This is a genomic window from Sorangiineae bacterium MSr11367 (assembly GCA_037157805.1).
Classification (GTDB): Bacteria; Myxococcota_A; Polyangia; order Polyangiales; family Polyangiaceae; genus Pendulispora; species Pendulispora rubella.
Genome location: CP089983.1, coordinates 1,259,222 through 1,270,252 on the forward strand (window position 1 = coordinate 1,259,222; position 11,031 = coordinate 1,270,252).

Genomic DNA, 11,031 nt, shown 5'->3' on the forward strand with positions numbered 1-11,031 from the left:
CAAAAAACACCTGGCTGACGCGTTGCGATCACGCCATTAAATATCAGTAATAACTGACTTTTACCAAGCAGTGCATTTAGGCGTTCTTGGCAGGAGGACGGCATGAAGCGTTCACTTTTTCGGATGGGGGTAGTCGCATTGGCCGTTGGTGCAGCGGGCCTTGCGTGCCATGAGTCGGATGGATCCAACGTGAAAGGTGTGGAACCGGCGACGTGGATTCTGCGGGGCGGTGCTGTGCATGCGATGGATGGCGCCCGCACGGTGGCAACGGCCATTGCCGTGCGTGAGGAGCAGATTGTCGCCGTCGGAAGCGACGCATTGGTGAACACCTATGTGGGGGCGAACACAAAGATTACGGAGCTTCACGGCCAAATGGTCTTGCCGGGGTTCATCGATGCCCACATCCACAGCGCCGAAGGGAGTCGCAGCATCGGTAAATGCAGCTTGGTCAATACGGCGAACCGCATGGCGGAGATACGCGCCGCGGTGCAAGCATGCATCGCCGCCGAATCTCCCGCGGGCGGTGTGGACGACTGGTTTGAAGTCTTCGGTGTCGATCCCAGCGGCCTGGTGATGACGAAGGCCGATCTCGATGGAATGCTGGCGAACCGCCCGATGATCCTCGTCGGAGTCGATAATCATACGGCTTGGCTCAATACACGTGGGCTCCAACAGGCTGGCATCACAGCCTCGACGCCCGATCCGGTCGGGGGCCGCATCCAGCGTAACGCGCAGGGAGAGCCCACGGGCTTCCTCAACGATTCGGCGCTCTTCTTGGCGCTAGCCGCCATTCCCCCAGCCACACTGGAGCAGCGCATCGCCCAGGAGAAGATCGCGCTGAAGCAGCACAATGCGCTCGGCCTCACGTCGATCCAAGATGCGTTGGCGACGCCCGAAGTGTTGCAGCTTTATGCGGCGCTCGAGGGACGCGGGGAGTTGACGGTTCGGGTCCGTGGGGCGCTGGCCTCCAAGGTGGTCGATGTCGAGGCGGAGTACCAAAGGCTCGCCGCGCTGCGAGCGCAATACGCGACCGGGCACCCGAGGTTGCGCGCCGACGCGGTGAAGATCCTCGCCGACGGCGTGCCCGAATACCCTGCACAGACGGCGGCGCTCTTGCACCCCTACCTCGATGGACACGGTCAGCCCACGACGAATTTTGGTGCCCACTATTTCGATCCCGAGGTGCTCCGGCGGTACGTCCGCAGGCTCGATGCCGATGGGTTCAGCGTGCACGTTCATGCCATCGGTGATGCTATGGCGCGTGCAGCGCTCGACGCCTTCGCGTATGCGCGGGAGAAAAACGGCATATCCGACCATCGGCACCAGATTGCGCACCTACAACTGCTCGATCCCGCGGATTTCTCGCGCTTCGCGGCGCTCGGCGTCATCGCCAACATGCAACTTCTCTGGGCGATTCCAACAGGGAATACCCTCGAGGGTTTGCAGCCCTACATCGACCCCACGAGCTACCATTTCATGTATCCCGCGGCGAGTTTGCACAAAGCCGGGGCGGTGCTCGCTGGGGGCAGCGATTGGCCGATATCGACGGAAAATCCGCTGCTGGCCATGGAAAACGGAGCGACACGCACCAATGCGAAGACGGGCGCCGTTCTCAACGCCGACGAGCGCGTATCGATCGACGACATGCTGGCGGCGTACACGATCCACGCAGCCGAGGCGCTGAAGCAAGAGCGCACCACGGGCTCGCTCGAGGTCGGAAAGCTCGCCGACATGGTGGTCCTCGATCGCGATCTCACGACCCTCGCGCCGAACCAGATTCACACGGCCGCCGTGCAAATGACCATCCTCGATGGTCGCATCGTGTACGACGCCTCGGTGGCACCGCTCTCCCCGCGTACGCACTGGAAAGCGTACGACGGCACCTGGCGTGGCCCGGACGTTCATTCGCTCTAGCGGTGTCGGATCCTTTTGACGAGCGCCTGTCGTCGGTGGTCACGTTGGTGAGCGACGCCGGTCGGTCCGATGACCGAGCGCGCCTTGCGAAGGAAGTCACGGAGCGATTCCCCCCGCTCAATGTGCTGATCAACAACGCGGGCATTCAGCGTAAGTTCGGCAGTGCGTGCGTTGGTCGATTTCCTCAAGTCGAATTGCCGCTAACGGGTAAATTGAATCACGCTGTGTTTCGAGTGGTGCGTGCCGCGGTGGGCCGATGTTCGAGGAGCGCAACGCAGCGCGTAATGTGCGTCGAATTGTAAGAGTGATCAAAAGGTCGCTGGCGGGACGGTTCACCCACCTTTTCTGGTGACAAATGCATCCTTTAATGCAAATTAACGATTTATCGGCACAAAATATTAATCGACACAGCGCAACTTAAAGACTTTTGCTCTCTCTCTCCCTCTCGGTTGGTCGCAGGATGCGATCTCGTAAGCAGAAAGGAAGGGCGCACAATGAGTCTCGAAGAGCTGCCGATAAAGTAGCCACAACGCAGAGCGACTCCATGATCGCGGATTCGACCGGAATCCAATTTCGATCCGGCGAGCAACGGTGTGGCAGGGCTCACCTTCGCCACGACGTCGGCGCGGCACGTTTCAATTGAACTTCACCGCGAACACGGCGTGGCCTGCGGGTCAGTTGTCGGAGTTCGAAGTCTACGCCCCGTAAGTGGCGACACCTCATGTGGGGAGCTGCCGCTCCCGTCGAAACGTCATGTTGCGTGGGGCGGTGGCCCCAAGGGAGGCATCTCATGTTGTCTCGGCGTAAATTCATTGGCTCGGTATTGGCAGGATCTGCGGCCGTTGCAGCGTCACGCGCGGGTTTGGCGAAGGCAGGAAATCTCATTGCGGCGGCGAGCCCGGTGGGGGACGTGGTCGGAAAAATCACTGTAGGCTATCAGGGCTGGTTCGCCTGTTCGGGAGATGGCGCGCCTATCAATGCATGGTGGCATTGGAGCCAAAATTGGTCACAGGCGCCATCGCCGAATAACAACGTGATCAAGGCCTGGCCCGATATGCGTGAATACAGCAACGCGTACCAGACGGCGTATGCAAATCTCAATGGCGGGCAGCCGGCCACGCTGTTTTCGTCGTGGGCTCAGCAAGCAGTCGATACGCATTTTCTCTGGATGCAGCAATACGGTTGCGATACGGCGGCCCTGCAGCGCTTCAATCCCAACGGTAGTGAGGGCGCGACGCGCGATGGTATGGCCAACAAGGTCCGTAGTTCTGCGGAGAAATATGGTCGCAAGTTCTATATCATGTACGATGTCAGCGGCTGGACGAACATGCAATCGGAGATCAAAGCCGATTGGACGAACAAGATGTCCCAGCTGACCTCGTCATCTGCCTATGCTCGGCAGAATGGCAAACCGGTGGTCGGCATATGGGGATTTGGCTTCAACGACGCCAATCACCCGTGGAGCGCGAGCGCATGCCTCGACGTCATCAATTGGTTCAAGGGGCAAAATACGTACGTCATGGGTGGCGTCCCCACGTGGTGGCGCACGGGGGTCAGCGATTCGCGGGCGGGATATCTCGACGTGTACCACGCATTCAACATGATCTCGCCGTGGATGGTGGGTCGCATCGGCAATGCTGGCGATTCGGACTATTTCTACAACAATGCCAATGTAGGCGACCAGGCCGATTGCAACGCAAACGGCATCGACTATCAACCATGCGTTTTGCCCGGTGACGTGTCCGGTCGCCAGCGGGCGCACGGCGATTTCATGTGGCGCCAATTCTACAACATGGTGCGCGTCGGCGCACAGGGCATCTATATCTCGATGTTCGACGAATTCAACGAGGGCAATCAAATCGCCAAAACGGCGGAAAATGCATCGATGGTCCCCGCCGGCTCCGGCCTCTTGGCCCTCGACGAAGACGGCACACCGTGTTCGTCCGACTACTATCTGCGGCTGACCAACGACGGCGGGCGCATGCTGAAAGGGCAAATTGCCCTGACGGCCACGCGTCCCACCGCCACGACCAATGGCGGTGGCGGTCCCGTCAACTTCGCGCTCCGTCAGTCGACGAGCGAGAGCAGCCACACGCAGAATTACTCCTCGAACAATGCGGTCGACGGCGATCCCAGCACGTATTGGGAGAGCGCCAACAATGCGTTCCCGCAACGGCTCACCGTGGATCTTGGCGCAACGAGAAACATCAACAAAGTCGTGCTCAAGCTCCCGACTGCGAATTGGGGTGCGCGCACCCAGACGTTGTCGGTCCTCGGCAGCACCGACGGCTCGAACTACGGCACCATCGTGGGGTCGACCGGAGTCAATTTCGACCCGGCGAGCAACAATGTGGCCACGCTCACCTTCGCCACGACGTCGGCGCGGTACGTTCAATTGACCTTCACCGCGAACACGGCGTGGCCCGCAGGTCAGTTGTCGGAGTTCGAGATCTACGGCCCGTAAGGTGAAAGAGTGCTAATAAGCGCGTCCGAGGGGGGGCCTTCGTGCTGACGAGGGCGAGAGCAGGACGCGGTCCCAGCATTATCCGACCCTTCCTTACCGGTGAGCGAGCGCGGATGGGGCAGGCTCATCGTCGTTCGCTCCTCTGTCCTCCGCCCGCTCGATCCTTACATCGAATTTGGGCGATAGTCGGCGTATCTGTGCTGCCTGATCCGCGATCTTGGATCCACAGCTCATTTCGCGATGCTCCACGATCTCGTCACCCGCCATGGGCTGCTCATCGTATTCGTCAATGTGTTGGCGGCTGCGATCGGGGTACCTGTACCGGCCATGCCGACCCTCGTGCTGTTCGGCGCCATGGTGTCGCTGCATCCGGAGATGATGGGCAGGCAGCTAGGCTCGGTGGTGGTGCTGTCCGTGCTCGGCGCGCTGATCGGCGACACGGCGTGGTACATCGCCGGACGCCGCCTCGGTGCCCGAGCTCTGAGAACGCTATGCCGGCTGTCGCTGTCACGCGATAGCTGCGTGAGGAAAACGGAACACTTTTTCGGTCGGTGGGGCGTGCGCGTACTGACCGTCTCCCGCTTCATTCCGGGCTTGTCGCTGGTATCGGTGCCGATGGCGGGAGCGATGCGCACGCGCTACCGCACGTTCGTCCGGTACGATGCGCTGGGGGCGCTGCTGTGGACTGCGTGCGCCCTCTTCGTCGGCGTGATGTTCTCGAACCAGGTCGACTGGCTGTTCGAGGGCGCGAGCCGGCTCGGACGCGGGGCACTCGCCATCCTCGTCGGCTTGCTCGCACTTTATATGACCGGGCGCTGGATGCGCCGCCGCGCGCTGATCCGGCAGCTCACGACCGCGCGCATCGAAGTCGACGAGCTCGCTCCTCTGCTGGACAGCGACACCGCCCCTGTGATCTTCGACGTGCATAAACGTTGGTCCGAGATCCCATCGGCGGGACGGGATCTCGGCGATGCCGTTCTCGAGGCTGGTCCGCGAGGCCGGCTCATCGCCGTGTTTCAAGAGATCGATCGCGCGGCGCAGAAAGAGCGACTCGTCATCGAGCGCTTCGAGCCGTCGACGGGGTGGAGTGCTCCGGAGACTCTCGAGGAGGTCTCGGGCATGGGCCTGGCAGCGTCGAAGGCAGCGATCTTCGCGGACGGCGGGGCGATTGTGACATGGGCTCATCGTGAATCTGATGCACCGCTGGTGTTCCGGCGATTCGTCCCGGGAACGGGGTGGGCCGCGATCCAGACATCGGACGCCAGATACGACGACTCGATGCGTTTGATTTCCGATGGCCAGCGTGGAGGGCTCCTACTTTCGTATGCTCTCACAGGGCCGTCGGGCGACCAGTCCAGAGCGCCCTACACAATCACGAGCCGAACCCTCGGTCCCCAAGGGATCGGGCCCGCCCAAACGGTTGCAACCGACGCCACGTATCCGGGGACTTCCGTGGCCGTGGGAACTAATGGTGCGGCCGTCCTTGCGTGGCAGGGAAAGGACAAGGTGCGTCCTGGCAAAAACGCAAAGGCCCTTCGGAGTCTGCAATGGCAGCAGCTCGCAAGTTCCTAATCGACCATGGTTACGCCACATCACCAAATGCCACCGCGGACGGCAAGGCTGTGCATGCAAGCGCCGATATTACTCAACTTCGTGATTCACAGCGACTGACTTTCGTGCCGCAAGGAGCATGTCCGTCACCATCCAGGAGTCTCGATGCATGGCGGATCTTCGATGTGGTCCGGCAGAGCTCTTTGACGCCTATTGAGGTTACATACGCCTCTGAGTTCTTTTTGCGAAGTTCAGCGGGTCGTATCGCGGTGGAATTCAATTTATCATATCGGGATGCTTCGGCTCTACCCACTTGGCGCGCTCCTCTGCGGACAACTGTGACCCTGTGGCGTCGTGATGAGAAGCGCACAAACCGAGACCGCAACAGTGGTACATACCGCGCGATCGCCGAGTTGCTCGAACGGCGGGGATTCGGAGGTGAGTGGGTACGACGCGACAAGAATGTCATCGGGACGTTCGTACGGTCGCGATGGCACGTGAGCGCGTCTGGTTGGGAATTCGATCTCGCAACGCCGGAGATCCTCTGCGATCGATTGCCGGCGGGGATCGCCGTGCAGGCGGCACGCCGCGGCCGCAGGTCCCCCAATAAAGAGGTCAAGATTCGATGAGTAATATCGCGAACTCATGAACGGTGCGACAAGCGAATTCCCCTCTGTGAAATTGTTCTCGTCGTTTCTCAACGAAGTCGCCAGTGCCATGTCTTGGGCTCCCGCGCCGTATCGAGTCGTGCGGTGAGCATGGGATCGAGAAACGACTGGACGACCTTGGTGACGTCGTCGAGCGTGGGCCATGATGGCTGGTCCTCGCGGGCCATGGTGCATTCAGATCGGCCCGAGGATACGCCATTGGTGCACTTGTCCCTGACCAACGGCGTGGAAGCGCATTCGATCGAAGGGGGTCGAGGTTCGATGCAACCTCGCCGGCGAAGAGTGTGGACGACGTGGTTCATGTACTGGAGCAAGCTCGGGCTCGATGTCGCCGTCGAGGTGCTCTCGGGGAACCGTCGGCGGCGCCGATCCATCGACACGATCATGATGGTTGCAGCCGTCGACCGGGTGGCGTCGTCATACGGGGCCTTTACGTGGAGCCCATCGCATGACAGGTGTAGACCCAGGACGAACGTGGCGGCACTAAGGTGTGGCGTGGTCTTTGCCTGAACGGCCTGGGGGGCCCATCCGAGCTTCCCGCCACGCCAATCAACAGGGGCTTTCCGCGCTACAGTGACGTCCGTGACGGGCCCGTATGAGCCACCGCCTGAAGATCCCGACCTCACGGAAGATGAGGCGGAAGGGATCCGTCGTGCGATGGAGGAGGTCGATGATGACGACCTCCACGACTTCGACGAAGTCATGGCCGAACTCACCGAGGCACGACCACGCCTTTGAACTCCAGGTCCTTTGCCAAGCGCGTCGTCCTCGAAACGCTGCTGCGGCGGAGATTCAGCTTTGTGGCTTCCGGGCATTTCCATGAATCCAGCCTGTACCCGTGATGAGCACTTGCTGTCGCGTGGATCCGGGGCAATGGCTAACCGTTACATGGCGGGCAATGAGCGGGAGCGTGAACGATGGGGACTGAGCCTCCCCCGGTAGCATAGACACTTGGGCTAAGCAGCTTCTGTCCTTACCCGCTTCGTTTCTGATTTTAATTCAAATTCGATCGGGCTCACGCAATCGATTCGACGAGTGTTGCCTTTCCGTGTTGTGGAGTACATCGATATAGTCAGCGCTTGCAGTAGCGCAGTCTCCGACGAGCTCATGAAGCTTGCGCGTGGCGAACACCAGCACATAGGCCGCGATGTTGTCGTCGCCATTCGCGCGCGTGGCCAGCTCGGCGTCGAGCGCTACGCGATGGGTGATCGCAGCCCAAAAAAATCGGGGCTGCGTAACGATGCTGACTCTCGCCCAACTCCCCGGTCTCCTTGTCGCCGCGTTGCTCATCACCTATGTGCACGTTCGAGGGCGGCTGCCAAAAGCCGAAAGCCAGAACCCGGTGAGCCGAAATGCAGCGATCCGGAACGCTCGTTGCTGTGTGCATGAATCAACCCCTCCACGGGCCGTTGAAATCGATCATTTGCCCGCCGCGAAAGGAATCACCATCATGAAGCGCATCATCCAGCGTTTGCATAAAGTTTCCTTCCGCTCGCTCTGGTGGCCACCGTCGCGGCTTGCCAGCGAAATGAGCCTGGAGGTTCTCCATGACGGATGATTTGAACATCGGTCGGCGCAGACTGATCGCCGGGGGAGTGGCGGCGGTGGCCGGCACCGGCCTCGCCGCGCAGGCGTCGGCGTCGGCGTCCTCCCTGCCGCCGAACGAACTGAACGGCTATAGTCTTCCCTTGAGTGCCAGGGGCGAGGCCAACATTGTCGGCGCACCGCCATGGAACTACGTCGGTGATCTGCTCGGCGTCGAGTTCTGGACGACCCCGGAGGCCGCGCAGGCCGCGCTGCCCGCAGGGCTCACAGCGGACCCCACCACGTCAGGTCACGGCTACGCGTTGTTCATCGACTGGCAGTTCACCACCGGCGACCGGCAGGATTATCTGGAGCCGGTGCGGAGCCAGTACTCCGAATTCCTGATCCTGCTGGACGCCCGGTTCCAGAGTACGAACGTGGCGTGGTGCCCGTTCATCTGGGTCGACAACGACGCATCCCTTGCCAGGGGCTGGTTCCAGGGCTTCCCGAAGAAGATCGGCCAGGTCCACCAGACCCGCGCCTACTCCGTGGCCAGCAAGGCTGCGCCGGTTCTCGGGCCGGGCGGGACGTTCGCCGGAACCCTGTCGGCCGCGGGTCGCCGTCTGGCGGAAGGCCAGATCACGCTGGCGAACACGATCCCGAACCTGCCCGCGCTGTCTCGGCCAATCTGCAACCTCCGGCACTTCCCGCGATTGAGGGCCGGTCAATACGACAACCCCGCCGTGCACGAGCTCACACTGTCTATTTTGGACGGAGTGCAGCTCGGTACGACCTGGGCGGGCGCCGGCAAGCTCCAATTCTTCCCCGCGCCGGGTGAGGAACTGGCGGATCTGTGGATTGTCGGTACCGGACAAGGATTCCGCAGCACGCTTTCGTACTCGGTGTCCGACTTGCGGATCCTCACCGGTCCGGACGCGCGCTGAGGAATGTGGGGACCCGCGGGTCCCCACACCATCAGAGATTTGCTCTTTTGAAGCGATCCGGCCAAGAACAGCCACCGCGATCGCCATCGGCCAAATCAACGAAGAGTTTCGTCTGAAATGCACCATCCGGAATTTCCTCCGCGCGGAGCGATCCGAAACGTGCTTACGAAGGAAACGCTCGGTCAAGTTCGCCGCCTAGCCCTCAAATACCTGGGACTCAAAATCGGGGGGGCTGATTCAGGTCAGGCGGCGACCCTCAATTGCAATGAAAGTCGCCGCCCTCGCAGTACGGGCCTACTTTAATTGATATCGCAATCCCGGATCAGGACGTTCATCATGAGACCGCTCACGTTGCCCTCGACCGTGACGGTCTGACCCTGGTTCAGTGACGACGCCTTCGCGAGGTTTTCCGCGTTGAGCATACATTGTACTTTGGGAATTTCGAATGCCTTGCCGGTGCCGACGGTGACGTACATGCTCCCAAGGACGTCTTTTTTGATGTCGACGACCTTTCCCGTCGTCCGGATGCTCTTCCCTTTGTAGAGGCCATCCGCCCGCACCTCGTTGCCCTTGTAATCGCCGAGCAATGTCGCAATCTCTACCGAGGTGGCCGCGGCGGGCGGAGACGTCGGTGTCGCAGCGGCAACAGCGCCGCGGCCAGCTCCCGCGTTCGGCTCGGGCGCCGACGTGGCGGTTCTGGCGGCACGTTTTGCCCCGACTCCGACGCAAACGAGGCAGCTACCCATACCGAACACGATGCAGCCTCCGAATATGAGGAGCCCGATCATCAAGCCGCTCATGCCCTTTTTGGGTGGCTGCATCTGCGGGTAGCCTTGTTGCGGGTATCCCTGTGGAGGTGGTGGTCCGTATCCGCCGGAAGGGCCACCCTGATGCTGATTCATACTGATATCTCCTATGTACCGGTTCGTGGCGTGGCGCTGTAGTGCACGCGCGAGCAGCAATGCTTATCTGCTTGTTGACCAGCCCCTCCCCTAGGTTCGAATATTCGCAAATCGTACTTGGAAATCAACGGCGATGTGCGCTGGCCGCTGAACATGCCGTGAGCGCTCCGATCTCGATGTCACTTGGCCGGTTACGAAAATGGCCGGAGGAATCCCCTTTTGTCAGTAAATGCGCCGGCTACGAGTCGGTCATGACTGACCAGTTTCTTTGATGGAGAAACGGTCGGGCGCGCCTTTCGTACGAGCGCTCGACGGAGACTCCGCTGTTGATGACGGTCGTCTCGATGCATTCCTCGGCCTGTCGACGAAGTAAGGAAGCGGTTGGATCGAACCATCGCGCCGCAGATCGTGACGTTGCGACAACAAGCACGAGCCCGCGCTTGCAGCGCTGCCATGGCACGCAACCGTTCGTCATCAGCGGCCGATAGGAGGACCAACATGAATTTGCGCGCCTGGATCGTCGTGTCTTTCGTTTTTCTTGCGGGTTGCTCCAACTCCGAGCCGACGAAGGGCTCTTCGCCGCCCGTTTCGACATCGGCGGCTCCAATGTCGTCTTCGGCGGAGTCACTTGCGAACTGCGCGAACTGCGCTGACAGCGATCGCCCCGTACCTTGGTTCTTCATCGGGAACTATCTCGATGCGCGCTGCACCCAGCCCGTTCTTCATGCCTCGTTCGAGGCTTGTCAGAGCGTGAACATCCCGCGGTCCGCGTCGCTCGACCTTGGAGCACCCCTCGGAACGCACAAGCGGTACGACCACGTCGATCTCGGACTCGGTCGTCAACTCGCCGAGTCGGAGGTAAAGAACCTTTATCGAAAGGAAGACGGAGTGTGCCGCCCTGAAAAGGTGAGTTTCAAGCTGGCGCCGACGGGCTGCGAGGGAAAGCGCGTTTGTCGAGATGCGGCCGGGCAGCTCTCGTGCAACACCTGCACGCGGTTACCCAATGGGTGTCCCAATTTCGAAGGGACACGCGTTTACGTCCTGGGAATCGTTCCGAAGTAGAA

The 11,031-nt window shown here is 60.9% G+C and carries 9 protein-coding genes; 7 read left to right on the forward strand and 2 right to left on the reverse strand.

The genetic code is table 11. The annotated features are described in order from the left end of the window. The first annotated feature begins 102 nt into the window (after nucleotides 1-102). From LVJ94_05485 to LVJ94_05495, 3 genes are all read left to right on the forward strand, one after another. Complete coding sequence (locus tag LVJ94_05485) at nucleotides 103-1,914, forward strand: amidohydrolase (GenBank protein WXB06684.1); 1,812 nt, start codon at nucleotides 103-105, stop codon at nucleotides 1,912-1,914. Nucleotides 1,915-2,704: 790 nt separating this feature from the next. After that, nucleotides 2,705-4,378, forward strand: coding sequence for a discoidin domain-containing protein (locus LVJ94_05490; protein ID WXB06685.1), 1,674 nt, complete (start codon nucleotides 2,705-2,707; stop codon nucleotides 4,376-4,378). A 240-nt stretch (nucleotides 4,379-4,618) separates the two neighbouring features. Then, nucleotides 4,619-5,950 (forward strand): DedA family protein, encoded by a 1,332-nt coding sequence (locus LVJ94_05495; GenBank protein WXB06686.1) that lies wholly within the window; start codon nucleotides 4,619-4,621, stop codon nucleotides 5,948-5,950. Nucleotides 5,951-6,626: 676 nt separating this feature from the next. Here the strand turns inward: LVJ94_05495 and LVJ94_05500 are convergent. Continuing rightward, nucleotides 6,627-6,764 carry a hypothetical protein gene (locus LVJ94_05500; GenBank protein ID WXB06687.1) on the reverse strand — a complete coding sequence of 46 codons (138 nt, stop codon included), beginning with the start codon at nucleotides 6,762-6,764 and terminating at the stop codon, nucleotides 6,627-6,629. A 415-nt stretch (nucleotides 6,765-7,179) separates the two neighbouring features. Here LVJ94_05500 and LVJ94_05505 point away from each other — a divergent pair, with 415 nt between their 5' ends. From LVJ94_05505 to LVJ94_05515, 3 genes are all read left to right on the forward strand, one after another. After that, on the forward strand, nucleotides 7,180-7,335 hold the full coding sequence (locus tag LVJ94_05505; protein ID WXB06688.1) for a hypothetical protein: 156 nt from the start codon (nucleotides 7,180-7,182) through the stop codon (nucleotides 7,333-7,335). A gap of 502 nt (nucleotides 7,336-7,837) precedes the next feature. After that, on the forward strand, nucleotides 7,838-8,155 hold the full coding sequence (locus LVJ94_05510; GenBank protein ID WXB06689.1) for a hypothetical protein: 318 nt from the start codon (nucleotides 7,838-7,840) through the stop codon (nucleotides 8,153-8,155). Next, nucleotides 8,145-9,065 carry an acetoacetate decarboxylase family protein gene (locus LVJ94_05515; protein WXB06690.1) on the forward strand — a complete coding sequence of 307 codons (921 nt, stop codon included), beginning with the start codon at nucleotides 8,145-8,147 and terminating at the stop codon, nucleotides 9,063-9,065. The genes LVJ94_05510 and LVJ94_05515 overlap by 11 nt, the downstream gene beginning before the upstream one ends. 299 nt (nucleotides 9,066-9,364) lie before the next feature. On the opposite strand, the gene LVJ94_05520 is transcribed toward LVJ94_05515, so the two are convergent. Next, entirely contained in the window at nucleotides 9,365-9,967 is a 603-nt protein-coding gene (locus LVJ94_05520) for an OB-fold putative lipoprotein (GenBank protein WXB06691.1), read from the reverse strand. A gap of 498 nt (nucleotides 9,968-10,465) precedes the next feature. On the opposite strand from LVJ94_05520, the gene LVJ94_05525 reads away from it, so the two are divergent. Next, a complete protein-coding gene (locus LVJ94_05525; protein WXB06692.1) occupies nucleotides 10,466-11,029 on the forward strand; it encodes a hypothetical protein in 564 nt (187 codons plus the stop codon). Nucleotides 11,030-11,031: the final 2 nt, after the last annotated feature.

Coding starts and splice junctions, on each gene's coding strand:
- LVJ94_05495 (WXB06686.1), top strand. CDS start 4,619: ATGCTCCACGATCTCGTCACCCGCCATGGGCTGCTCATCGTATTCGTC.
- LVJ94_05500 (WXB06687.1), bottom strand. CDS start 6,764: ATGGCCCGCGAGGACCAGCCATCATGGCCCACGCTCGACGACGTCACC.
- LVJ94_05485 (WXB06684.1), top strand. CDS start 103: ATGAAGCGTTCACTTTTTCGGATGGGGGTAGTCGCATTGGCCGTTGGT.
- LVJ94_05510 (WXB06689.1), top strand. CDS start 7,838: ATGCTGACTCTCGCCCAACTCCCCGGTCTCCTTGTCGCCGCGTTGCTC.
- LVJ94_05515 (WXB06690.1), top strand. CDS start 8,145: ATGACGGATGATTTGAACATCGGTCGGCGCAGACTGATCGCCGGGGGA.
- LVJ94_05525 (WXB06692.1), top strand. CDS start 10,466: ATGAATTTGCGCGCCTGGATCGTCGTGTCTTTCGTTTTTCTTGCGGGT.
- LVJ94_05490 (WXB06685.1), top strand. CDS start 2,705: ATGTTGTCTCGGCGTAAATTCATTGGCTCGGTATTGGCAGGATCTGCG.
- LVJ94_05520 (WXB06691.1), bottom strand. CDS start 9,967: ATGAATCAGCATCAGGGTGGCCCTTCCGGCGGATACGGACCACCACCT.